Here is a 23,149-nt window from a genome sequence, read left to right as displayed (position 1 = left end):
GGATCGGCGTAGACCGCAACACTCGCGATCCCGGCATCCCGACAGGCACGGGCAACGCGGACCGCGATTTCGCCACGATTGGCGATGAGCACCTTTTGCATGCTCTCTCTTCCCTCTGTCAGAAGAACCGTCCGTCCAGGACGGTCAGTGGCTACCCCAGGGCCCGCTTGAGGAAATCCAGTACGACATTCGCGTATGCCTCGGGATCGGTCTCCAAACCGAGCAGATGCTCGGCGTTCGGCAGGACATGCGTCTCGGCCTGGGCATAACGCTCGGCGAGCGCGTCCACTGAGGAAGGCGGCACGATGGCGTCCCGCTCCCCCGACATGAACAGCAGCGGTATCTCGGCGAACTTCCCCGTCGCGGGCGGCGGCCACTGCGCCCGGACCAGGGCGGGCGCCAGCGAGCACAGCACCCCCTTCACCACCGACAGCGACGGCTCCCCGCTCAACAGCGCCGGCACCGGCAACATCCCGGCCTCCAGGTACTTGCGCAGCAGCGGCGGTACGTCATGACCGGGGCCGCTGTCGCACACCAGCGCGTCCACGGCGAACCCCTCGTGCGTCAGCGCCCACATGGACGAGAAGCAGGAGAAGGAGAAGCCGAAGACGGCCAGCCGGGCCTGGCCGTAGCCCTGGTTGCCACGCAGATGGGAGACGACGGCGGTGACGTCGCTGGCGAACCGGTCGCCGAGGCCCAGCAGCGCCCGGTCCACGCTGCTGGCCCCGTGGTTGCGGTGGTCGAACAGACAGACCGTATAGCCCGCGTCGTGCAGGAACTTGGCGTGGCCGAGGCTGCGCGTCTTGCTCATCCCCATGCTGTGCCCGAGGACCACCACCTTCTGCTCGGATCCGGGGCACAGCCAGGCGTGGACGTACTTCCGGGCGGCGAAGGGGATCTTCAGCTCCGTGGCGGGCAGGCCGTAGTCCCGCGGATGCCCGTCGTCCTGTGCCCGGCGCGGATGGAAGGCCCGGTACGCCAGCGAGGCCCCGTACAGCGGGGCCAGCGGCAGCGCCGCGGCCGACAGGACGCGGGACTTCAGCGCGGGATACCGTACCGACTTCTGCCGTGGCTCGGGCATCTGCGTCCTCCGTGCGGGGATGGGGGGTCCGTCGGGAGTCAGAGGGGTCTCGTCTCGGTCGTCTCGGGTGGATGAGCGGGGTGAGCGGTGCGGGTCGTTCGTCCGGTCATGTGCGCGGGTCGTGTGTGCGGTCAGCCGCAGCCCCCGGCATGGCCCTGGTCGCCCGAGCGGGAGGCGGCGGGGTCCGGCCCACCAGGCCCTACGGCCTCGGCAGGCTCCACGGGCTCGGGCCGTGGCTCAGCACCGGGGCGGGCGCGGGCGCGTACGGACTCGACGAAGGCGGGCAGCCGGTCCACCCCCCAGAACTTGTCGTAGCCGTGGAGGAAGAACGGGACGCCGAACGCCCCGTCCCGGCCCAGGGCGAGCAGCGCCGCGAGGCCCGGCCCCTCGCGCAGCTCCCGGTCCTCGGCCGCCCCCGCCAGCCGCTCGGCCGGCAGCCCCAGTTCCTCGGCGATGTCCGCGACCGTCGCCGGATCGCAGATGTCGCGCCCCTCCTGCCAGCGGGCCCGGTACACGCGCTCGATGTACCTGGGGCCGTGCCCGGCCTCCAGCGCCGGGAAGTACGCGAGGTGCGGCACCTCCCACACCGGGTCCTCGTCCAGCGGCCAGCTGATGTCGAGTCCGCGGGCGCCGGCGAGCCGCCGTACGTCCTGAAGGACGTAGAGGTGCTTCTCCCGCGTCATCGGGGTGTACGGGAACGTCTCGCCGTGCTCTTTCATCAGGCGTTCGCCGTCCGCGTCCGGCTCCCACCACGGATGCCATTCGACCGCCTGTGCGACATCCGGATAGCGGTCCATCAGATCGCGGTAGGCGAGCCAGCTGTACGGACTGCGAAAGTTGAAATAGAAGCGTGGCACCTTGCCGCGCCTGCCGGCCATCGCCGGTCCCCCCTCTCTGTTCCGTTTCTGTTCCGTGCCTCAGATGACGATGCCGCCGTCGACCTCGAAGACCGCGCCGGTCACATACTCCGCCCCGATGAGATACGCGACCATGTCAGCGACCTCTTCCGGGCGGCCGAAGCGGCCGAGCGGGATCTTCTTACGCGCCTCCTTCTGCGTACTTTCTGACAGCGAGGAGGTCATATCCGTATCGATGAAGCCCGGCGCCACCACATTGGCCCGGATGCCGTAGCGGCCGACCTCTTTGGCAAGCGACTTGGTGAATCCGATGATCCCCGCCTTGGACGCCGCGTAATTGCTCTGGGTGGCGTTTCCGTACACCCCGGCGACCGAGGAGATGTTGACGATGCAGCCGGATTTGCGCTTCATCATCTCGAAGACCACCGAGCGGCACACGTGGTACGTGCCGTCCAGGTTCACGCCCAGCACCTGCCGCCACTCCTCGTCCTTCATCAGCAGCAGCGGATTGTCCTGGGTGATGCCCGCCGAGGTCACCGCGACGTCGATGGCGCCCAACCGCTCCTCCGCGAAGGCGACCAGTTCGCGCACCGAGTCGGCGTCCGAGACGTCCGCCTGTTTGCCGATCACCCGCCCGCCGCCCAGCTCCTCGGCCTCCTTCTCCAGGCTGCGGGCGGCGTCCGGGCTGGACTGGTAGCAGAACGCGACGTCGAAACCGTCCCGGGCCAGCCGCAGCACCGTGGCGCGGCCGATGCCGCGCGAACCGCCGGAGACCAGCGCGACGCGGGGCGTCGTGGGTGACGTGGTCGTCGTGGGCTTCGTCTCGTCCGTATTCGGCATCCGGTCACTCACCTCCCGTGGGAGCCGCGTCCGTCAGGGCCGCGGCGGGGCGCATGGTCATCACCAGTCGGCCGACCGTCAGGGCGGTCTCGTCCCCGATCCGGCTCTCGCCCTCGAACATGAAGGTCTCGCCGACCTGGCGGGACAGCCGTACGCGGTGCTCGACGAGGTCACCGGGGACGGCCGGGCGCAGCGGTGTGGCGTCGGTGATGCCGCCAAGCAGCATGACCTGACCGCTGAGCACATCGGGGTTCGGCTGGTCGTGGGCGACCAGCACCCCGGCGACATGGCACCAGGACTCGATCAGGGCCGTCCACGGGTAGTGGTAGTCCTCCTCGGCGGCCTTGTCCCGCACGCCTTCGTACCAGGGCTCGTTGCAGGTCACCGCCTTGATACCGGTCGCACGGCCGCCGGGTACAAGTTCGGTGACCCGGTCGATCAGCAGCATGGGGTAGCGGTGCGGCAGCACCCGCTTGATCTCGCTGGTCGTGATCACCGTACGGTGCTCCGTCCGGTGTTCCGTCCGGTGTTCCGGGACCGCGGGCGCCGCTTCGGCGGTGCCCTCGGGCACGGCGGCTTCCCGCTGCCCGCCGCCGTCGCGGGCGTAGCGCAGCCGTACGAGCGCGACGGGCCCCCGCCCGGTGGACACGGCCACCCGGCAGCGCCACTCCCCGGCCGCCCGCGGCCCTGCCTCCCGCGACCAGGTGATAGCGCAGCTCAGCAGGTCGCCGGGGAAGACCGGGCTGGTGAACCGGGACGATTCGACGGCCGCCAGGGTCCAGCGCTCGCCGGGCTCGGGGAGCGTGGCGAGCGCGCCGCGGTGGGCGTACTCGACCACGCAGACGCCGGGGAAGACGGGGAAGCCCGGGAAGTGTCCGGCGAACACCCGCTCGGTCGCGTCGATGAGGACCCTGGTCCGGGCCGGGCGGCCGCCCGGGGCCCCGGGGTCGACGACCTCGATGGTGCCGTCGACCGGTCCGCACGCGGTTGTCGTCGTCACCTCACTTCTCCAGTTTCGAGGCCAGCAGGTCATAGACGTTGCTCAGACAGGTGATCTCCTTCATCTCCTGCTCCTGGAGCTTCACCGAGTACTTCTTCTCCAGGACGACCATGACCTCCAGGGCCATGAGGGAGTCGACGCCCAGCTCCTCCACGAAGTCGGCGTCGTCGGTGACCTCCTCCTCCTCGACGTCGAGGACGTCGGCGACGAAGGCGCGCAGCTCCTCCAGGTCCAGGGCGGCGGCGGTGTCTGCCATGGGTGTTCTCCTCGCGGTTCTAGTCGGGGGTGCTCAGTCGGGCGTCTCAGTCGGGCGTCTCAGTCGGGCGTCTCAGTCGGGCGTCTCAGTCGGGCGTCTCAGTCGGAAGGGGCGGTCAGCTTGGCGAGCGCGGCTGACGAGTCGATCGGGACGGTGGCCGCCTCCTTGGCGATCCGGCGGATCATCCCGGTCAGCTGGCGGCCGGGGCCGAGCTCCACGAAGCGGGTGCAGCCGAGCTCGCCGGCGAGCGTGCGGACGCATTCCTCCCAGCGCACCGGGCTGGTGAGCTGACGCAGCTCCAGGTCCCGCCACCGACCGCCGTCGGTGTACGCGTGGGCGTCCACGTTGGCGACGACGGGCATGTGCTCGGCGGCGAACTCCACGGCCGCCAGCGCCGCCTCCAGCTCGGCCGCCGCGTCCGCCATGCGCGGGCTGTGGAAGGCGCCACCGACCTTGAGCGGGATCACCTTGCCGCCGCTCTCGACGGCCGACTCGCCGAGCCGCGCCACGCCGTCAGCGGTGCCCGAGACCACGATGGCGCCGGGCGCGTTGACGTTGGCGACCCACAGCTCCTCGCCCGCCTCCTGGGCCCGCGCGGCCAGCGCCTCCACGGTCGACGCGTCCAGGCGGACCACCGCGGCCATGGTGCCCGGCGACCGCTCGGCGCAGACGCGCATGGCGCGGCCGCGGGCGGCCACCAGGCGCGCGGCGTCGGCGAGCGACAGCGCCCCCGCCGCGTACAGCGCGGTGTACTCGCCCAGGCTGTGCCCCGCGCACGCGACCACCTCGCCCAGCACGCCGGCCGCCGCCGCCTCGCGGTGGGCGAGCACTTCGGTGGTGAACACGGCGATCTGGGCCAGGTCGGTGCGGCGCAGTGTCTCGTCGTCGGCCTTCAGCAGCAGGTCCTCGACGTCCACTCCGGTGTGCTCGGAGATCCCGGCGACCAGCGGCCAGGACTCGGCCTCCCGCCACACCTCGCCCATGCCCTGCTTCTGGGCGCCCTGGCCCGGGAAGACAAGGGCGGTGCGCACATCCTCGCTTGTGCTCGCTCTGTTCTCTGTGTTCGCTCTGTCGTCGTGTCTCATCTCAACCAGCTCCTCACGGTGGTCCCGCGCGTGTTACGTGGTCGCGTGCGGCCGGGTCCTGAGCAGGGCCGCGCCGACCACGCCGTCCCGGTCCACCGAGGTGACCAGGGCCAGGCTGCCGGGGGCGGTGTCCGACCGCTCGGCGAGCGCCAGCACGGCGGTGATCTGGAAGGCCGCCGAGGCGGCGTAGGTGTCCCCGATGGAGTCGACGGCCGATATCCGCAGCGGCTCATGGCCGTCCAGCACCTCCGCGAGGGCGGCGCGCTCCGCCTCCCCCTCCGCGCCCGGCGCCTGCGAATCGGCGACGGCCCAGATCCCGCCGGGCTCCACGCCCGTACGGTCCAGCAGCCGCCGTACCACGTCGGCGAGCACCGTACGGGCCCGCCCGGCGCCGCCCTCGGGGTCGCCGGCGAAGCCGAACTCCAGGCCCACCACCTCGACCAGGCCGACACGCCCGTGTTCGCGCGCGGACGCGTCCGGCTCCAGCAGCCACACCGCCGCGCCCTCGCCGAGCACGGCCGCGGTGTCGCCGTCGGCGCGGGAGTGCCACTCCAGCCAGGCGCGGGCGGAGGAGAACTCCTCGACGGCCCCGCACAGCACGGTGGTGGCCCGCCCGGCGCGCTGCAGCCGCAGCGCGTACTGGAGGGTGAGCAGCCCGGTGGCGCGGCCTCCCGCGATGGTGGTGTTGGGGCCCTTGAACCCGTGCCAGATGGCGGTCTGCCCGGCCGCGCAGTTCATGACCGTGTTGGGGAACCGGGCCGGGTCCACGAAGAAGGGGCGCTCGCCGACCAGGGAGTCGCGGGTGAAGTCCATGATGGACTGGGCGCTTCCGGTGCTGGTGCCCAGCGCCACGCCGGTGTCCTCGCCCACACCGGAGAGGCGTTCGGGCCTCTCGTCGGTGAGGAGTTGGCCGATGGCGGTCACGGCCAGGCCGGTGGCCCGGTCCATGGAGCGGGTGCCCTTGCGGCCCAGGATCTGTTTGATGTGGAAGTCGGGCACGAGGCAGGCCTCGTGGAAGGGCACCGACCACTCCTCGGGGTCCAGTGGCTTACCGGCCCTGCGGCCGGAGCGCAGCCCGGTGGCGAAGTCCGCCCCGTGCAGGCCGAGCGGAGATATGGCGGCCCAGGCGGAGATGACCGGGCCGCTGGTGGCGGTGGCGAAGACCATGGATCCGTGCACTCCTTCGGGAGAGGGCTGGGGCAGTGTGCGGGTGGGCGGCGCGCTGACACGGCCCGGGTCGTGACTCTCGGGCCCGGTCACAGGAACCACACCTGTTCGTACGAGGGCCAGCGGGCGGCCAGTCCGCCTCCTTCGACGACCCGTACGCCGGGCAGCAGCCGGTCGGCGGCGGTGCGGCCGAGCGCGGTGAGGTCGGGCTCCTCGACCAGTACGGCCACCCCCGCGGCGAGGATGTCCCGCACCGTGGCGCGTGGGTCGGGGAGGGTGTCGAGGGTGCGGCCGCCGATGCGTACCGCCGGTTCGTAGTCGGTGGTCAGGGCGTAGCTGGCGGCGAGTCCGCGCAGCGCGAGGTCGGTGCCGCCGCTCTGCCGGTGCAACTCGGTGATCAGCGACAGTACGTCGGCGAACTGCCGCTCGACCGCGCCCCGATAGGCCCGTTCGATCATCACCAGCCAGCGCGCCGTCGTCTCGGGCATGGTCAGTGCACCCCCAGGGACAGGCATTTGCCGGCCACGGCCACGTGCTCGGCGTACTTGAACATGGGCCGCCTGCGCACCTGCGGGATCTGGTCGGCCATGCCCCGCTCCTCGGCGCAGAAGGCGCAGACGTACCAGTAGAGGCGGTCCGGGTGGTCGGTCAGCAGCTCGCGCACGATCCGGGTGGCGGAGGGGTACTCCCGCTCCCAGTCGCCGTAGTTGCGCGGCTTGGTCTCGCCGAGGCCCGTCCAGGTCAGCCGGGTGGCGTCGCCGCAGGCCCACACCTGGACCCGGGCGCCCTTGCCGAGCAGCGCGGTCGTCAGCCGCAGGGCCGAGCTGACGAGTTCGGTCTGGTGCGGGGCGCCGAGGAGCTGCAGCAGTACGTCGGTGGGGGGCGGCGACCAGGCCATCAGTGCCACACCGCCCGTAAGCGGGGCTCCAGCAGCCGGTCCGCCACCTCGTCCATGTCCGCGAGGCGGGATCCGGGCAGCAGGTCCTCGGCGGGGAGGGCGCGCTGGGCGGCCGAGAAGGCGTCCACCCACAGCTCGCCGCCATCCTGGAGAAAGGTCGCGACGCGGGGCGAGGCGCCGGGCACGGCGGCGGTCACCCCGTTCTCGACGAGGAACAGCACCACCCGGTGGCCGTCCTGGAGCAGCCGTACGGCGTCGCCGACGAACCGCTCGCAGGCGGGCCCGGACTCCGCCCCACCACTCTCGACGAGCAGATGGTCCAGCGGATGGTCGAGCGGTTGGTCGGTCATCGTCGCCCACCCCCCATGGCCCCCTCTGACGTGTCGAACGCCTCGGCCAGAAAGCCGAGGACCCGCTTCTCGTACTCCGCCGCGTCGAACCGCAGCCCCCGCATATGCGGGGCCCCGGACGCCGTCCAGTACTCGGCGCCGGGGTAGTGGCGGGCGGTCCGCGCGACGGCGTCGGGGCGGACGAAGGTGTCGTCGGCGCTCGCGATGAACATCAGCCGGGTGTCGTACGCGGACAGGTCCGGCGGCCAGTCGGTCAGGCGCAGCATCCGCATCGCGAAGAACTCGAAGGCGCGCTCGTAGGCGGCGAGCGTGAACGGCCCGCGCAGCCAGGGCGGCAGGGTCCGCCCGCGCAGCGCCGCGAAGTGGCGCAGCCCGGCCGGGACGTCGTACGCCGGGCCGCTGTCCGCGATCACGGCGGCCACCGGCACCCGGGAGCGGCGCACCACCTGGAGCGCGGGCCAGGTCGAGAAGGAGAACCCGTAGAGGGCGATGGCGCCGCCGCGCAGCCGGGGGTCGGCGGCGGTGGCGAGGAGTACGTCCCGCAGATCGCTGGTGTAGCGCTCGGCCATGCGGCCCAGCGCCCGGTCCGCGCCGCTGTCCCCGTGGTTGCGCATGTCGTACGCGATGACGTGGTGGCCGGCCCGGTGGAGCAGTTCGATATGACCGAGCGCCATGGACTTGGTGCGGCCCATGCCGTGGCACACGATCACGGTGTGCGGCCCGGCGCCCGGCACCACCCAGCCGCGCAGCGGGACGCCGTCGAAGGAGGCCACCACGGTCTTGTGGAGCAGGGGCAGCCCCTTGTCGGCCGGGGTGCGGGCGCGGCCGGCGGGCAGCGGGGGGTGGTAGAGCTGATACGCGTGCTTGGCCGCGCCGACGATGCCCAGCAGCGGCGCCGCGGGGGCGCGCAGGGCGCCGCCCGGCCGCCGCGGCGCTGCGCCGCCGGTGTCTGCACTGGTCATCGTCGGTCCTCGGCGTACAGAGTGGAATCAGGTCAGGTCAGGATTTCGCCGCCGTCGACCCCGATCACATTGCCCGTGATCCAGGAGGAGTCGGTGCGGGAGAGCAGGGAGATGGCTTCGGCGACGTCCTCGGGCCGGGTCAGCCTGTGGTGCGGATTGAGCCCGCGCGCGTACTCGGCGAGCCGGTCGCTGCCCGGGATGCGCTCCATGGACGGGGTCACGGTCACCCCGGCCCGCAGCGCGTTGACGGCGATGCCGGAGGGGGCGAGCTCCATGGCGAGCTGGCGGACATGCGACTCCAGCGCGGACTTGGCCGCGGACACGGCGCCGTAGCTGGGCATGACGCGGGCGCCGCCCGCGCTGGTCATCGCGTACACCTTGGCGCCCTCGCGCAGCAGGCCCGCGGTGAACAGGTCCTGTGTCCAGTAGACGAGGGAGTGGGCCATCACGTCGAGCGTCATGTTCATCTGGCGGGAGGTCACGCCCGGTTCGCCCTCGGGGGCGACGAAGGGCAGCAGGGTGCCGAAGGCGAGGGAGTGCACCAGGATCCTGACGCCGGACTCGCCGGTCAGCTCGGCGAACTGCGGCAGCAGCTCCTCCCGGGTTCTGGCGGAGGCCGCGTTGGCGTTGAAGAAGTGTGCCTGGACGCCGTGGGCACACAGCTCCTCCCGCGCGACGGCGGCCTTGTCCTGCCCCTCCGCGGTGTCGAAGTGGACGCCCAGGATGTTGACGCCCTCGCGCGCCAGTTCCTGGGCGGTGGCCAGGCCCATGCCGCTGGACGCGCCCAGGATCAGGCACCAGGAGCCCTTGAGTGATGTGATCATCAGCCGCTCACCCTCCGCCATCTTCCGCTCGTGCTTCGGCTTGCGTTTCGGCTTGTGCTTCGGCCTTTGTGCCAACTCCCGTATCGGGGACGCCGGGAGTGACGAGGCACACGGCGGCGTTCCCCTCCGCCGCCGCGGTGAGCACCAGTCGTGCCGGGCCCGACCCGTCCGCCAGGGCGGCGGCGACCCGCGCCACCGGCTCCAGACAGCCGGCGCCCGCGGGCACGCGCTCCGCCCGCTCCCCCAGCGCCGCGGCGAATGCCTGGCCCACCGGGGAGTCGTCGAGTACGGCCGTGACGGGCGGCGGGCCGTCGGCGACATGGCCCAGTGGATCGAGCGCGCCGTCGATCAGCGCCCGGGCGCGCTCCGCGCCGTGCGCGCCGGCGGCCAAGGCGGGCGGCAGGAAGAACGAGCGGACCGCCACCCGGCCGTACGCCCGCCCGCCGCGCGCCGCGACGGCGGCCACCGGCTCCAGCACCAGGGCGACCGCCCCGGCCTCGGAGGTGTCCGCCCCTGGCTCGTCCTCGGCCAGCACCTGTTCGGTGGCCCCGGCCAGCAGCCAGCCGGCCCGGCCGGCGGCGAGGGCGCGCTGACCGGTCTCGATGGCTTCGAGACCGGCGACCCGGGGGCTGACGAAGGTGACGTTGAAGCCCTTGAGTTCATGCTCCATCGCCAGGCGGCTGCCGAAGAGGTTGATGGAGAAGTACGGGGCGAGGACCGGGCTCAGCTCGGCGGCGCCGGTCTCCATGACCGTACGGTCCATCGCGTCGTGCAGCGAGGCGGCCGCGCTGTTGGTGCCGACGGCGGCGGCGCGGCGCTCGGCGTCCACCGCCTCCAGGGGGTCGTCCTGCCCGATGTCGGCCAGGGCCCGTTTGGCGGCGGCGAGGAAGTACTGCGAGGCGGTGGGCAGGTACTTGTAGCCGCGGCGGCCGAGCGCGGTCTTGAAGTCGAACCCCTCGGGGCGCACCGTCCCCACGCCCGACACGATCAGTTCAACGGTCATGAGGACGCCTCCTGGAGCACGAGCGAGACGTTGTTGCCACCAAAGGCGTAGGCGTTGACCAGGCCGTAGGGCGCGGTCATGGGGGTGGGCCCGGCGGGCAGCGGCACCTCGCACTCGGGGTCGAGCGCGCCCACGGGCACGTTCGGCGGGAGCGTCTTGTGGTGCAGTACGAGTACGGCGGCCAGCGCGGCGAAGGCACCCGCCGCGCCGCCGGTGTGGCCGAGCAGCGCCTTGACGCTGTAGAGCGGGGTGAACGGGGCGGCCTCGCCGAGCACGGCGGACAGCGCGCGGGCCTCCACGACGTCGTTGAGCTCGGTACCGGTGCCGTGCGGCACGACGAACCCGAGCGGGCCAGGGCCCGCCGCCCCGGAAGCCGTACCGAGAGCCGGGCCGGACGCCGCTGCCCCAGGAGCCGGATCGAGGGCCGGGTCCGCCTCCCGTAGGGCCTCGCGCATCGCGCGCTCGATCTGCGCGCCGCCGGGCTCGGGCGCGGTCGCGTGGTACGCGTCGCAGCTCCAGCCGGTGCCCGCCAGGCGTGCGTAGACCGTCTTCGCGCCCCGGGCGCGTGCGTGCGCCGCCGACTCCAGGACCAGCACGGCGGCGCCCTCGCCGAAGATCGTCCCGCGCCGGTCGGCGGCGAACGGGCGGCACCGCTCGGGGTCGATCGCGCCCAGCCGGTTGAAGCAGGCCAGCGCGGTGCGGGAGTACGCCTCGGTGCCGCCGGCGAGGACCACGTCCGCCTCGCCCGAGCGGATCAGATCGGCGGCGACGGACAGGGCGTAGCCGCTGGCGGCGCAGGCGTTGCTGAGGCTGGTGTTGGCACCCTGCGCGCCGAGCCATGCGCCGACCGCCGAGGCGACCGGGAAGACGGGCGCCCAGCGGTCGTGCTTGGCGGGCTCGCCGGCGCGCCGCCGCTCGTGCAGATCGGAGTCGCCCATGCCGCTGCTGATCGCGACGGCCACCCGGCGCGGATCCACCCCGGCCAGCCCGGCCAGCCCCGCGCTCTCGACCGCCTCGCGCGCCGCCTCGATGGCGAACTGGGAAGCGCGTCCCAGTGGCAGCCCGTCCAACTCCTCCGGCCCGACCGGCAGATCGGCCTCCGGCACCAGATACATATGCGGATGGTCCATATGCGCGAGCGGATCGGGCACCCGCGTCGGCGCGCTGCGCGCGGTGTGCATGCCCCGCCACAGGGCGCCTGTGCCCGAGCCCACACAGCTCAGCGCGCCCAGGCCGGTGACCAGTACGTCGGGGGTGTCGGCGTACATCAGCTGCCGCCGGGCTTTCCGGGCGCCGCGAGCTTTCCGCCGAGCGCGCTCAGCACCCGCTGGTCGAAGGGGACCAGATGCCAGTCGCGGCGGTTCTCGATCACCGCGTAGCCGTGCACGATCCGGCCGGTCGCGGTGAGCTTGAGCCTGCCGTCGCGGATGACGTAGCAGTCCATGCGGGAGGTGTAGGTGAAGTCCTTGAAGATCTCCTCCACGGTGTAGACCGTGTACAGGTCCTCCTCCATCAGCGCCTCGTCGACGACGCGGATGACGGAGTGCGGCACGACAGGGATCCATTTGCGGTCGTCCAGCAGGGTCTTGATGGATATGCCGCGGTCGAGGACGAAGCGGTCCTTGGCCTCCTCCATGAGCCGCAGATAGCCGGACATCTGAAGGCGCTCGGTGAAGTGGCAGTAGGGATAGGTGATGTTCCACTTCCAGGCGTAGGCGTTACGGCCCTCGGTCAGGGCCGCCAGCACCGCCGCCTCGTCCCCGCCCGCCGCCGGCACCGCGTCCGCCGCCACACAGGCCCCGGCCGCCTCCGGCCCGCCCTCGTGCCCGCCGAGCCGGCCGACGGTGAAGGGGGCGAGCTCCTCAGGCGCCTCGATGGGCGGGTCCAGATAGGTGTCCGTACGCAGCGATACACGCACCTTGGAGGTGACGGCCTTGAGCGTCGAATCGTCGCGGTCGACCCGGATGGTCACCCGGAAGCCGAGGGTGCCGTCGTCGGCCGAGGTGTCCGGCACCACCTCCGCCTCCGCCTCGTCGTCCATGTGGAACGCGTGCAGGATGCGGCTGTCCAGGCCGACGATGTCCAGACCGAGCCCGTACTCCTCGTACAGCAGCCGGGCCGGCACCCCGCAGTGCGCGAAGTGGATCAGCACGGCCTCTTCCACGAGGTAGTTGACGTGCTTGAAGCCGATCCAGGTGCAGATGTTGGAGCCCTCGTAGCGGGGGCGCAGCCGCACGGTGGTGGTATCGGCGAGCAGGGCCTTGGTCAGTGTCGGCGCGACCGCAGCTGTCATCAGGTGTACTCCATCGGGAACAGAAAGGGCTTCGCCCGGCCGGGGGTGCCGGGCGGCAATAGTGCGGAGGAAGCGGTTGACCGCCTCCGAAAACTCGTCGGCGCGCTCGACCATCGGGAAATGGCCGACGTCGGTGAGCACGCGCACATCGGCGTCGGGCAGCGCCTTTGCCAGCCCCATGGCCTCGGCGGCCGGAGCGGCCTTGTCCCGTTCCCCGCTGACGATGAGGAACGGGGTCCGCAGGCGCTCGACCGGCAGCCGAGGGGTCGCCAGATACGTCTCGAAGAAGCGCATCCAGCCGTACGGGCCGACGTGTTCGCGGACCTTCAGCGCCATGTGGCGCCGTACGTCGGGGGACAGCCGGTCACCGGCGCTGACCCGCAGGCCGTCTTCGAGGATCTGGTCGAAGTTGTTGACGTAGAACGACAGCGTGGCCCAGTCGAAGTCGTGCTTGCGCGCCCGGTAGAAGGGAGAGACGAGAATGACCCCGGAGACCTCGGCGGGAGCGTGGTCCTCGGCGGACGCGTGGTGCTCGGCGGACGCGTGGTCCTCGGCGGACGTCTCGGCCAGCCAGGAGAGCAGCGCGGCGGCTCCGAAGGAGTGGCCGGCGATCACATCGGGCCCGCCGGGCACCCGGGCCACGGCCTCCGCCACCCAGTGGGTGACCGGGCGGTCCGGCCAGCCGGGCCGCGAGAAGCCGCTCCAGGGGAGATCGGCCGCCCACACCTCCCAGGCCGGGTCGACGAGTCCGCTGAAGCCGTCCCATACGGCGGCGCCACCGGCCAGCCCGTGCAACAGCAACATGCGCGCCGGGGCAGCGGCGTCAGGGGCGGCCGGGCGGACCAGGCGGACCTCGACGAATCTCCCTGGGGCGTATGCGGTGTTCACGCGGCGGCTCCGCCCGGCCGGCGGGGGACGGCGGCGAGCCGACCGGGAGGGCTGAGCAGCAGTGCGGCCACGGCGTCCGTGGTGTCATCGCCGCTGGTGATCAGCGCGTCCCCGGCGTCGGCCCGGCCCTCGGCCGTGCCCAGCCAGCCGACCGCGGCGGCGCACTGCAGCACGCCCAGCGCGCCGGAGGCGCGGCCGAAGGCGGTGGTGAGGTCGTGTCGCGGGACGCCGTCGGGGACGGGGGCGGCAGCGGCGCTTGCGTCGCGGGGCGTGCCGTAGCCCTCGGGGGTGAACCAGACCCCGGGCGCGGCGCCCCCAGGCAGCAACGTCTTTATGCACGCACCGAGTTCGGTCCGGCGTGCGTAGCGGCCCAGGACGGCCGCGGGCTCGACGCCCCGGTCGCGGGCCCAGGCGGCGCCCTCGACGACGAGGGCGCCCGCCCCGTCGAGCAGCAGGTCTTCGGCGGAGGTGGAGCCGCCGGGCGAACCGCACAACAGCCCCTCCACCACCGCGTTGTGCGTCTCGACGCCGATCACCAGGGCGCGGCGGACCCGCCCGGCGGCCACCATCGTGACGGCCCAGTGGACGGCGTCCAGGCCGGAGGTGGCGCCGTTGCACAGCATCAGGTTGGGGCCGCGCAGGCCGAAGCGGATGGCCGCCCAGGAGGCGACCACGTTGCTGGAGGCGTTCGGCAGGCCCATGGGGCTGAGGCCGGCCACCGAGTCCTCGGCGATGGCGGCGGCCGTGAGGCACGCCGTGTCCAGGTTGCCCAGGTTGGAGCTGGCGACGACGCCCACCGTCCCGCCCGGCACGGTCAGTTCCTCGCTGTCGCCGGGGATCAGGGCGGCGTCCCGCAGCGCGCCTTGCGCGGCGCACAGGGCCAGTTGGGTCGCGCGGTCCTTGTAACGGTGGCCGCGGCGGCCGATACGGGCGCCCGTGTCGAACGGTTCGTACGGCCGGTCCACACCACACTCATCGATGGCGCGCAGCAGTTCCCGGGGGGTGTCGGCGCCGGGCAGGGCCAGCCCGACGCCGGTGACAACGATTTCCTCGGAAACCTGAGGGGCCTTGAGTGTCATGACCCAGCCCTCCCACCCGCACCCGCGCCCGCCCCCACCCGCTCCACGATGGCCACCGCGTTGACGCCGCCGAACCCGAAAGCGTCGATCTGTGCGACGTTCAGCTCGGCGCCCTCGATCCGCTCCCGTACGAAGCGGAAGTCCGCCGCCTCCGCGACCGGGTCGGTCAGGCCGAGGGTCGGCGGCACCTGGCCCGTGGACAGCGACTTGAGCGCGACGATCAGGCTCAACAGCCCGGAGCTGCCGGAGGTGTGGCCGGTCATGGACTTGATGGCGGTCATCAGGGGCGACCCCACGTCGTGGCCGAAGACCTCGGTGATGGCCGTCGCCTCCGCCTCGTCGTTGAGCAGGGTGCCGGTGCCGTGCAGCAGGACCAGGTCGATGTCGCACGGTTTGACGCCTGCCCGCCACTGCGCCTCGTGCACCGCCTCGGCGATCCCCTTGGGGTCGGGGGCGGTGACATGACGCGCGTCACAGTTCATGCTGACGGCGCGCAACCGCCCCAAAAGCACACCGGCGGCCGCTTCCTCCCCCGTCTGCTCCCCCTGTGGCTCGTCCCGCCGCAGCACCACCGCCGCCGCGCCGTCGCCCATCAGCACCCCACGGCGCGCCCGGTCGAAGGGCTGGACGCGCTCGGGCGGCTCGGCGTGGACCCGGTCCAGGAGGCCGAACATGGACTCGGTGAGGGTGTCGACCCCGGCCACGACCACGGTGTCCTCGGCGCCGGTGGCCAGCAGATCGGCGGCCAGGGCGAGCGCGTACAGGGAGGCCGAGCAGGCGCCCGAGAAGGTGTAGCTGCGCTCCGCGCCGAAGCGGGCGCGCAGCGCGGGGCCGAAGTGCAGCCGGTCGGGGTCGAAGGGGGTGCCGTCGCGCCACGCCAGTTCGGCGGAGCGCAGCTCCCGCAGGCCGGTGCCGACCAGGACCGGCACCCGGCTCAGATCGTCGCCGAGGCCGGCCTGGGGGGCGGCCTCGGCGACGGCGCGCAGCAGCCACGCGGTGGCGCGGCCGGGTATGTCGCCGCCCGTGGCGGGGCGGTCGTCGATCTCGTACGCGTGGCGCGCCCGGTATCTGTCCGGGTCGAAGCCGCGCAGTTCACATCGTCCGCTGGTGCCCGCGCACAGCGCCGCGAAGACCTCGTCGACGCCTTCGCCCACGCTCGCCACGGCGCCCGCGCCGGTCACCAGCTGGCTCATGACCAGTCCGTGTCGCGCTTGCCGAAGATCACGACGGCGTTGTTGCCGCCGAAGGCCAGGCCGTTGTTCTGCACGATCTTCACATCGGCGTCGATGGCCCGGTTGGGCACGACGTCGAGCGCGCACTCGGGGTCGGTCTCCGCGTGGTTGATGGTCGGCGGGATGAAGCCCTCGGTGAGGGCGAGGGAGCAGGCGATGGCGGCCAGCGCGCTGGCGGCCCCCATGGTGTGGCCGATCATCGACTTGACGGATACGGTGCGGGGCGGGTCGTCCTCCCCGAAGACCTGGCGGATGGCGCGCGCCTCGGTGACATCGTTGGCCTTGGTTCCGGTGCCGTGCGCGGAGATGAAGTCGACTTCCTCCGGCTTGACTTCGGCATTCTCCAGAGCGATCCGCATGCAGCGGGCCACGCTGTCCTGGTGGGGCGCGACGGGGTGGTGCGCATCGCAGTTGAGGCCGTATCCGAGGACTTCCGCGTAGATACGGGCGCCGCGGGCGAGCGCCGATTCCAGGCTCTCCAGCAGCAATATGCCCGCGCCCTCGCCGGTGAGGATTCCCTTGCGGTCCTTGTCGAATGGCTGACAGCGCTCGGGGGCGATGGTGCCCAGCCGGTAGAAGCCGGTGAACGTCTTGCGGCAGAGGGCATCGGCGCCGCCGCACAGCGCGAAGTCCACGTCTCCGCCACGTATGGCGTCGAAGCCGTAGCCGATCGCGTAGTTCCCCGCCGCGCAGGCGGTGGGGAGGGTGACGGCTTCCACCCGGGTGAGGCCGAACTCCTGCGCTATCGCGGCGGAGAGCCGCCCGGCGGGCACCCGGCGGGCGACGACGGCGTCCATCTGCTCGGGCCCCTGGTCGACCTCCACCTCGACCAGGTGATCCAGGTCCCTGGACTCCCCGTCGGTGGTGCCGACGGAGATCAGTGTCGGGACGTCCCGCAGATCGTGCTCGGTCAGTCCGGCGTCGGCCACCGCCATTCGGGCGGCCGATACGGAGAACTGGCTGGCCCGGCCGAGGGTCCGGACATCGAGGTGCCGGATCCACTCGCCGGGGTCGAAGTCGGTGATCTCGCACGCCGTGGCGTGGTCGAACCCCTCGGTGTCGAAAGCGGTGATCGGCTTCGCGGCGCTCTTCCCGGACCGCAGTCCGGCAAGGAACTCGGCGGTGCCGACACCGATGCCGGACACCGTTCCAAGACCCGTTATCACGACCCTGCGGGCCGGCTCACCCTGCATATCGCCCTGCCTTCGATTGAGTCCGCCACGGTCCGTTACCAGCCGGCCGCTTCGGAGACGACCTCGTAGACACCCTCGAGGTTGATCATGCGACTGAGCTGCGCCTGCGGGATGACGACGTTGAACTGCTTTTCCAGGGCCGCCAGAATCTCTATGGCCCGCAGCGAATCCGCGTCGTGTTCTTCCTTGAAGAGGCTGGTCTCGGTGACCTCGTCCGGATCTATCTCAAGGATATCCGTGACGATTTCCTTGATTGTTTCCTGGCGCTCTTCGACGATGGCGGCCATTACCGCGCACCTCCATTTTTGGGCATGGGCAAAGCGAGGAACGTGCCCATGACGCTAAGCGCCGGTTCCAGATCGCGACAACCCCGGAGTCCACTAGCTGTCATACCCCTCGCCTGAGGTGACCGATTGGTAACCTCGGCTGTCATAAACCTGCCGCCCATAGGCCGTTCACAGGTGTTGTACGCAGTAAAGCTGCAGCAAGTTGCCAGCAAAAGGGGTACGGACAGGACCGTATCGCCCGCAAAGCCGCGCGGGTGGCCCGCCCGAGGCGCCGTCAGGCAGCTTCTGGCAGTTCGAGGCAGCTTCAGGCCACGCCGGACGGCCGCGGCGCGCGCCGCCGCGGCGCATCTCTAGGGGGACTACTAAAGGCCCTGGAACCCATGAGATCCAGCCATATCGCCCCGCGGGGGCGGACTGTTGCGCGGCTCAGTCGGGGTACGGCTCCATGAGCCCCGCGCGCACCGCCCGCACTCCGGCCTGGAAACGCGACTCGACCCTCAGGTCCCGCATGATGTCGGCCACATAGCGCCGGTACGTACGCACCGAAAGCCCGAGCTTGCGGGCCGCCGCGTCGTCCTTGTAGCCCTCGGCCATCAGGGTCAGGACCTCGCGCAGCACCCTGCCCCGCGCCCCGCCCTCGAAGGACAGCGGCCGGGTCGGGCGCTGCGCCGCGTCCCACATGCCGCACAGCAGCCCGTACAGCATGTCGGCCACGGTCGAGTTCTGGATCATCGAGGCCCGGGACCCGCCCGGCTCCCCCGGCGCCGCGTCGGGGGCGATGACCGCGGCGCCGTCCACCACGACCAGCTCCTGGCGTACGGCGCTGGACACCCGTACCTCCACGCGGGGCCCCAGCTCGCCCACGGTCCGCTGCCAGCGCGCGCCCCGGATGACCGCCTGCGGGCACAGCAGCCTGACCCGGACGCCCTTGTCCAGAAGCTGCGCGAACGTCTGGGCGGTCAGCTTGGCGTGCTCGTCGGAGGCGACCTCCGGCAGCGACCAGATCACGTCCTCTTCGGCCCGCAGCACCAGCCGGGCCACCCATCCGGCCACGGCCTCGCCCTCCACGGGCAGGTCGGCCGTCACACAGGCGAGAGTGGCGCGCCGATGGTGGCGCACGGCGGACTCGAGCAGGTGCAGCGCCTGCCCGAGGGTCTGTTCGAGGTGGTCGGCCCCCGTTTCCGGCTCCGCCCGAATCGCCCCCCTCACGCCCACTTCCCCCTCAATTCCAGCAATGGGCGTACCGTCGTCTTGTTGAATTCGAAATTGGCTCAAAGGACACCCCCCGGTTCCTTTTTCGGCACAGTAACGAGGGTGCGCACCCGATCGCAAGGCATACCCGGCGGGGTATACGAGCCCTATCATCGGCGGGAATATACCGGTTCTCAGGCTTCACTCAGGCCGAGATAAGCCTTGTCCTTGTGCCCAAGAGGCTGCGGCTCCCGGTCCCCATTGATAACTTCGCTTCAAGCCAGCACGAGTCCCTTGCCGTACGACGGCGGACCCACCCATCCCCGGGTCCCGAAAGGCGCCGCACACATGGCTGCACAGAACACCGCGACCACCGCCGCCGCGCCGGCCGACCCGCCTCGGTCGCCGACCGGCCGCCAATGGCTCGCTCTGTCGGTGCTTGTCCTGTCCCAACTGGCGGTATGGCTGGACAACACCGTGCTCAACGTCGCGCTGAAGACCCTGGCCGACCCGGACGAAGGTCTCGGTGCCAGCCCGAACCAGCTCCAGTGGAGCATCAGTTCGTACACGCTGGTCTTCGCGGTGCTGCTGTTCACCGGCGGGGTGCTCGCCGACCGGTACGGCCACCGCCGGCTGCTGCTCATCGGCATGCTCGTCTTCGGCGCCGCCTCCGTCTGGGCCGCCTACTCCGGCTCGGCCGATGAACTCATCGTCGCCCGCGGGGCGATGGGCCTGGGCAGCGCCCTGATCATGCCCGCGACACTCGCGCTGATCGCCCAGGTCTTCGACGAGCGCCACCGCGCCATGGCCATCGCCATCTGGTCGGGCTCCAGCGGTATCGCCATCGCCACCGGGCCGATGATCAGCGGCGCGATCCTGGACCACTTCTGGTGGGGCGCGATCTTCCTGGTCAATGTGCCGATCGTGGTGCTGTGCGCGGTGGGCTCGTTCGCCTATCTGCCCGGCGCGGTCGCCAAGGTCCGCAAGAAATTCGACCCGCTCGGCGTGCTGTTCTCCACCGCCGGGCTGTTCGCCGTCGTCTGGGGCGTCATCGAGGGCGGCCACCGCAACGACTGGACCGGCCCGGCCGTCCTCGGCTCGCTGGCCGGCGGCACGGTCCTGGTCGCCGTCTTCGTTCTGATCGAACTACGCGTGTCGAGTCCCGGATTCGACGTCCGGCTGTTCCGCAACGTGCGGTTCACCGGCGCGAGCGTCGCGGTGATGCTCACCTTCTTCGGGGTGAACGGCTCGATGTACTACACCAGCTTCTATCTCCAGGGCGTCCACGGCCAGACGCCGCTGGAGTGCGGCCTGTCCATCGCCCCGGTGGCCCTCGGCGTACTGCTGGGCGCCCCGCTGTCGGCCCGGCTGGTCCGGCTGTACGGCGTCCGGGCCGTGGTGACCTGCGCCATGCTGATCGCCACAGTGGGCTTCTTCGGCTATGTCTTCCTCGACGAGAACAGCGGCCTGGGCCTGTTCTGGGTCTTCCTGGTCCTCCAGGGCCTGGGCATGGGCGCCGCGGTCGCCCCCACCACCGAGGCCATCATGTCCGTCCTGCCCGCCGACCGGACCGGTGCGGGCTCGGCCGTCAACAACTCGATGCGGCAGATCGGCGGTGTCCTGGGGGTCGCGGTCCTCGGCTCCGTCCTGGCCGGGGTGTACCGGAACGAGATCACCCCGAAGCTGGACGGCCTGTCCGCTGAGCAGGCCGACGCCGCCGGGGAGTCGCCGGAGGCCACCCGGCTGCTCGCCCAGCGGCTGTCCCTGCCCCGGCTGTCCGACTTCGCGGACCAGGGCTTCGTCCACGCCATGCATGTCGCGTCCGTCGTCGGCGCCGCCGTGGCCGCCTTCGGCGCCGCGATCATCTGGTGGACGTTCCGCCGGACCCCCTTTCCCAAACGCGCCGCCGAAAACGGCTGAGGGCACGCCCGCCGAAAACGGCTGAGGACATGCGAGAGGGCATCTGATACGTCAGATCCATTGACGCACTCCCAACCCCCCTCTACCTTCTGGCCGAAGTGACGTACAACGTTCGTAATATCGAACGCGTTGCCGCCGGAAGGGACTTGTCGTGCTCCGCACCCATGCCCGCGCACGCGCACGCCACTGGCTGACCCTCGGGACGGCAGTACTGACCCTGCTCGCCTCATTCGTCACCGCCACCGTCCAGTCCGCGCAGCCCGCCGCCGCGGCCGACGGCAGGCCGTACACCAACCCGGTCAAGGCGCAGAAGGGCGCCGACCCCTGGCTGGAGTACTACAACGGCAACTACTACCTGGTGACGACCTCCTTCACCGGTGAACTCACCATGCGCAAGTCGCCCACGCTGGCCGGTCTTTCCACCGCGCCGAGCGTCCAGGTGTGGTCCGATGCCACCTCGGGCCGCAACTCCAACTTCTGGGCGCCCGAGCTCCACTTCTTCGACGGCAAGTGGTACCTGTACTACTCGGCCGGCAACCGCGGCACCGCCTGCTGCGACTCCCAGCGCACCCATGTCCTGGAGAGCGCGGGCTCCGACCCGATGGGCCCGTACACCTACAAGAACAAGCTCGCCGGAGCCAACCTCGGCCCCGACGGCTGGCTCATCGACGCCAGCGTGCTCCGCCACGGCGGCAAGCTGTACCTGGTGGGCAGTGGCTTCATCAACGGCAGCGCGCAGAGCCTGGTCATCGCGCCGCTGAGCAATCCGTACACGCTCTCCAGCTCCACCTTCACCATCATCTCCAGCCCCACCCTGAGCTGGGAGACCTCCGGCAACCCGGTCAACGAAGGCCCCGAGCCGCTGTACCGCAACGGCCGCACCTTCCTGACCTTCTCCGCCAGCTCCTGCCAGACCCCCGACTACAAGCTCGGCCAACTGGAGCTCACCGGCAGCGATCCGCTGAACCCCGCCGCCTGGACCAAGAAGCAGACGCCGGTCTTCCAGCGCAACGACGCCGCCGGTGTCTACGGCCCAGGCCACAACGGGTTCTTCACCTCTCCCGACGGCGCCGAGAACTGGATCGTCTACCACGGCAACAACTCGGCCAACGGCGGCTGCGGCAACGGCCGTACGACCCGGGCGCAGAAGTTCACCTGGAACGCCGACGGCACACCGAACTTCGGCACCCCCGTAGCCCTCGGCACCTCGCTCCCCGGCCCGTCCGGCGAAACGGCCACCACCCCCACCGCCTACACGCTGGTCAACCGCAACAGCGGCAAATGCCTCGACGTATCGGGCGGTAACACCGCCGACGGCGCCAACATCTTCCAGTGGACATGCACCGGCGGCGCCAACCAGAAATGGCGTATCGAGGACATGGGCGATGACACCAGCCGCCTGCTCAACGTGGCCACCGGCAAGGTCATGGACACCGCCGACTGCTCCACCGCCGACGGCGCCGATATCCGCCAATGGTCCTGGATGAACAACAACTGTCAGAAGTTCCGGCTCGTCTACACCGGCGGTGACTACGTCCGGATCACCAACGCCAACAGCGGCAAGGTCGCCGACGTGGCCGACTGCGGCACGGGAGACGGCGCCGACGTACGCCAGTGGACCTGGCTGAACAACAACTGCCAGCAGTGGCGGCTCGCCCCCACGACCGCCTGAGCGGGGCCGCCCTTGCCGCCACCCCGCGTCATGCGCCCAGCCTCGAGGCAGTAGTGTCCGCGGGGATGGACGGCTCAGCAGGAGAACCTCAGCCGCCGTGGGATGCCGTGGCCGCGCTGGTGCGGGCGGCGCAGGCAGGCGATGTGCTGGCGATGGACGAGGTACTGACCGTGGTGACGCCGTATGTGACCCGGCTGTGCCGGCCGATCGCCCTGTCGCATTGCGAGGACGCCGTTCAGGAGGCGCTGACCGCGGTCTTCGTCGGGATGCGGGGACTGCGCGATCCACAGGCGTTCTACGGATGGGTACGCACCGTCACCGTGCGCGAGGCGGTGCGGGTGGCGCGGCGCACCGCCGTCGAGCGGGCCGTCGATCCCGACGAAGTCGCCCGCCTGCACGGCCTCGTCGGCGTCGGTGACGGCGAGCTGTCGGCACAGGTACGGGACGTGCTCGCGCGGATGCCCGTGCATCATCGCGCCGTGCTCGTCCTGCGCGAGCTCGAGGAGCTTGATGAACGAAGTGCGGCCAAGATCCTTGATATCGCGCCGGGCACGGTCAAGTCACGGCTCCACCGTGCCCGTTCGGCATTCCGGAAGGCGTGGCAGCAATGAGCGTTGATGCCGTGACCCGGCTGCGGCTGATGGCCGCGGGCCTGCACACCACGCTGTACGCGGAGGAGCGCCTGGACCTGCCGTACGACAAGGTGTGGGCGGTCGCCTCGGATCTGGCGGGCGAGCTGCCACACCTCGTGCCTGCGTTGCGCGAGTTCCGCGTCCCGCCCGGCGACGCCGATCGCAAGCGCGCCCTGGCGGTGGGCCCGCTGGGCTGCCGCAGCGCCTTCGACGTGCGGCTTGCTCCCGGCTGGTGCCTGATGCAGTCGCGACTCGTGGTGGGGGGCATGGCCGCCGTACCGGAGGGCGACGGCACACGCTTCGCCATGCTCGGCGCGGCGCGTCCCGCCGCCCTGCGGCCGGTTCAGTGGGCGTACGCTCTCGGGTCCCGCCGCAGCCGGGCCTTCATCCGGAAGGTCGCACTGCGGGCGGCCTTGCGCCCATAGCCGTTCAACGACCC

General features: G+C 71.4%; 25 protein-coding genes. 4 read left to right on the top strand and 21 right to left on the bottom strand.

The genetic code is table 11. The annotated features are described in order from the left end of the window. From ACFV2X_RS27555 to ACFV2X_RS27455, 21 genes are all read right to left on the bottom strand, one after another. The coding region (locus tag ACFV2X_RS27555; RefSeq protein WP_344316556.1) for a biotin carboxylase N-terminal domain-containing protein at window positions 1-101 on the bottom strand (101 nt) is incomplete at its 3' end. Window positions 102-151: 50 nt separating this feature from the next. Continuing rightward, window positions 152-1,081, bottom strand: coding sequence for an alpha/beta hydrolase (locus tag ACFV2X_RS27550; protein WP_385621266.1), 930 nt, complete (start codon window positions 1,079-1,081; stop codon window positions 152-154). 131 nt (window positions 1,082-1,212) lie between these two features. Next, complete coding sequence (locus ACFV2X_RS27545; RefSeq protein WP_385621263.1) at window positions 1,213-1,959, bottom strand: 2-hydroxychromene-2-carboxylate isomerase; 747 nt, start codon at window positions 1,957-1,959, stop codon at window positions 1,213-1,215. 39 nt (window positions 1,960-1,998) lie between these two features. Next, window positions 1,999-2,778, bottom strand: coding sequence for a 3-oxoacyl-[acyl-carrier-protein] reductase (gene fabG / locus ACFV2X_RS27540; protein WP_385621260.1), 780 nt, complete (start codon window positions 2,776-2,778; stop codon window positions 1,999-2,001). Between the two features lie 4 nt (window positions 2,779-2,782). Beyond that, window positions 2,783-3,778: a 3-hydroxyacyl-ACP dehydratase FabZ family protein gene (locus tag ACFV2X_RS27535; protein WP_385621257.1), complete on the bottom strand. Its 996-nt coding sequence runs from the start codon at window positions 3,776-3,778 to the stop codon at window positions 2,783-2,785. A gap of 1 nt (window position 3,779) precedes the next feature. Continuing rightward, on the bottom strand, window positions 3,780-4,034 hold the full coding sequence (locus ACFV2X_RS27530; protein ID WP_385621255.1) for an acyl carrier protein: 255 nt from the start codon (window positions 4,032-4,034) through the stop codon (window positions 3,780-3,782). Window positions 4,035-4,132: 98 nt separating this feature from the next. Beyond that, window positions 4,133-5,119, bottom strand: a complete 987-nt coding sequence (locus ACFV2X_RS27525) for an ACP S-malonyltransferase (RefSeq protein WP_385621252.1) — start codon at window positions 5,117-5,119, stop codon at window positions 4,133-4,135. Window positions 5,120-5,152: 33 nt separating this feature from the next. After that, entirely contained in the window at window positions 5,153-6,286 is a 1,134-nt protein-coding gene (locus tag ACFV2X_RS27520) for a beta-ketoacyl synthase N-terminal-like domain-containing protein (RefSeq protein ID WP_385621250.1), read from the bottom strand. A gap of 89 nt (window positions 6,287-6,375) precedes the next feature. Next, window positions 6,376-6,774 (bottom strand): hypothetical protein, encoded by a 399-nt coding sequence (locus ACFV2X_RS27515; RefSeq protein ID WP_385621248.1) that lies wholly within the window; start codon window positions 6,772-6,774, stop codon window positions 6,376-6,378. Window positions 6,775-6,776: 2 nt separating this feature from the next. Next, window positions 6,777-7,184, bottom strand: coding sequence for a hypothetical protein (locus ACFV2X_RS27510; RefSeq protein ID WP_385621246.1), 408 nt, complete (start codon window positions 7,182-7,184; stop codon window positions 6,777-6,779). Continuing rightward, entirely contained in the window at window positions 7,184-7,534 is a 351-nt protein-coding gene (locus ACFV2X_RS27505) for a hypothetical protein (RefSeq protein ID WP_385621243.1), read from the bottom strand. The genes ACFV2X_RS27510 and ACFV2X_RS27505 overlap by 1 nt, the downstream gene beginning before the upstream one ends. After that, entirely contained in the window at window positions 7,531-8,496 is a 966-nt protein-coding gene (locus ACFV2X_RS27500; protein WP_385621241.1) for an alpha/beta hydrolase, read from the bottom strand. The genes ACFV2X_RS27505 and ACFV2X_RS27500 overlap by 4 nt, the downstream gene beginning before the upstream one ends. A 32-nt stretch (window positions 8,497-8,528) precedes the next feature. Beyond that, window positions 8,529-9,320 carry an SDR family oxidoreductase gene (locus ACFV2X_RS27495; protein WP_385621238.1) on the bottom strand — a complete coding sequence of 264 codons (792 nt, stop codon included), beginning with the start codon at window positions 9,318-9,320 and terminating at the stop codon, window positions 8,529-8,531. Between the two features lie 7 nt (window positions 9,321-9,327). Next, a complete protein-coding gene (locus tag ACFV2X_RS27490; protein ID WP_385621235.1) occupies window positions 9,328-10,323 on the bottom strand; it encodes a beta-ketoacyl synthase N-terminal-like domain-containing protein in 996 nt (331 codons plus the stop codon). After that, the gene (locus tag ACFV2X_RS27485) at window positions 10,320-11,591 is read right to left on the bottom strand and encodes a beta-ketoacyl-[acyl-carrier-protein] synthase family protein (RefSeq protein ID WP_385621232.1); all 1,272 of its coding nucleotides are present in this window, start codon (window positions 11,589-11,591) and stop codon (window positions 10,320-10,322) included. The genes ACFV2X_RS27490 and ACFV2X_RS27485 overlap by 4 nt, the downstream gene beginning before the upstream one ends. Further along, complete coding sequence (locus tag ACFV2X_RS27480; RefSeq protein WP_385621231.1) at window positions 11,591-13,504, bottom strand: alpha/beta fold hydrolase; 1,914 nt, start codon at window positions 13,502-13,504, stop codon at window positions 11,591-11,593. Before ACFV2X_RS27480 ends, ACFV2X_RS27485 begins: the two co-directional genes overlap by 1 nt. Then, on the bottom strand, window positions 13,501-14,583 hold the full coding sequence (locus ACFV2X_RS27475; RefSeq protein WP_385621229.1) for a beta-ketoacyl synthase N-terminal-like domain-containing protein: 1,083 nt from the start codon (window positions 14,581-14,583) through the stop codon (window positions 13,501-13,503). The genes ACFV2X_RS27480 and ACFV2X_RS27475 overlap by 4 nt, the downstream gene beginning before the upstream one ends. Continuing rightward, a complete protein-coding gene (locus tag ACFV2X_RS27470; protein WP_385621227.1) occupies window positions 14,580-15,776 on the bottom strand; it encodes a beta-ketoacyl synthase N-terminal-like domain-containing protein in 1,197 nt (398 codons plus the stop codon). The genes ACFV2X_RS27475 and ACFV2X_RS27470 overlap by 4 nt, the downstream gene beginning before the upstream one ends. Next, window positions 15,773-17,008 (bottom strand): beta-ketoacyl-[acyl-carrier-protein] synthase family protein, encoded by a 1,236-nt coding sequence (locus tag ACFV2X_RS27465; protein WP_385621225.1) that lies wholly within the window; start codon window positions 17,006-17,008, stop codon window positions 15,773-15,775. Before ACFV2X_RS27465 ends, ACFV2X_RS27470 begins: the two co-directional genes overlap by 4 nt. Before the next feature lie 35 nt (window positions 17,009-17,043). Continuing rightward, window positions 17,044-17,295: an acyl carrier protein gene (locus tag ACFV2X_RS27460; protein WP_385621222.1), complete on the bottom strand. Its 252-nt coding sequence runs from the start codon at window positions 17,293-17,295 to the stop codon at window positions 17,044-17,046. A 426-nt stretch (window positions 17,296-17,721) separates the two neighbouring features. Then, window positions 17,722-18,504 (bottom strand): LuxR C-terminal-related transcriptional regulator, encoded by a 783-nt coding sequence (locus ACFV2X_RS27455; RefSeq protein WP_385621219.1) that lies wholly within the window; start codon window positions 18,502-18,504, stop codon window positions 17,722-17,724. Between the two features lie 330 nt (window positions 18,505-18,834). On the opposite strand from ACFV2X_RS27455, the gene ACFV2X_RS27450 reads away from it, so the two are divergent. From ACFV2X_RS27450 to ACFV2X_RS27435, 4 genes are all read left to right on the top strand, one after another. Beyond that, window positions 18,835-20,406 (top strand): MFS transporter, encoded by a 1,572-nt coding sequence (locus ACFV2X_RS27450; RefSeq protein ID WP_385621216.1) that lies wholly within the window; start codon window positions 18,835-18,837, stop codon window positions 20,404-20,406. A gap of 151 nt (window positions 20,407-20,557) precedes the next feature. Then, window positions 20,558-22,078: a family 43 glycosylhydrolase gene (locus ACFV2X_RS27445; protein ID WP_385621214.1), complete on the top strand. Its 1,521-nt coding sequence runs from the start codon at window positions 20,558-20,560 to the stop codon at window positions 22,076-22,078. A 107-nt stretch (window positions 22,079-22,185) separates the two neighbouring features. Further along, complete coding sequence (locus tag ACFV2X_RS27440) at window positions 22,186-22,689, top strand: RNA polymerase sigma factor (protein ID WP_385621211.1); 504 nt, start codon at window positions 22,186-22,188, stop codon at window positions 22,687-22,689. Beyond that, window positions 22,686-23,135: a hypothetical protein gene (locus ACFV2X_RS27435; protein WP_385621209.1), complete on the top strand. Its 450-nt coding sequence runs from the start codon at window positions 22,686-22,688 to the stop codon at window positions 23,133-23,135. The genes ACFV2X_RS27440 and ACFV2X_RS27435 overlap by 4 nt, the downstream gene beginning before the upstream one ends. The last annotated feature ends 14 nt before the right edge of the window (window positions 23,136-23,149 follow it).

This window comes from Streptomyces sp. NPDC059679, from assembly GCF_042734105.1.
GTDB lineage: Bacteria > Actinomycetota > Actinomycetes > Streptomycetales > Streptomycetaceae > Streptomyces.
Note: the sequence above shows the minus strand (reverse complement) of the source record. Positions and strands in the feature narration are given on the sequence as shown.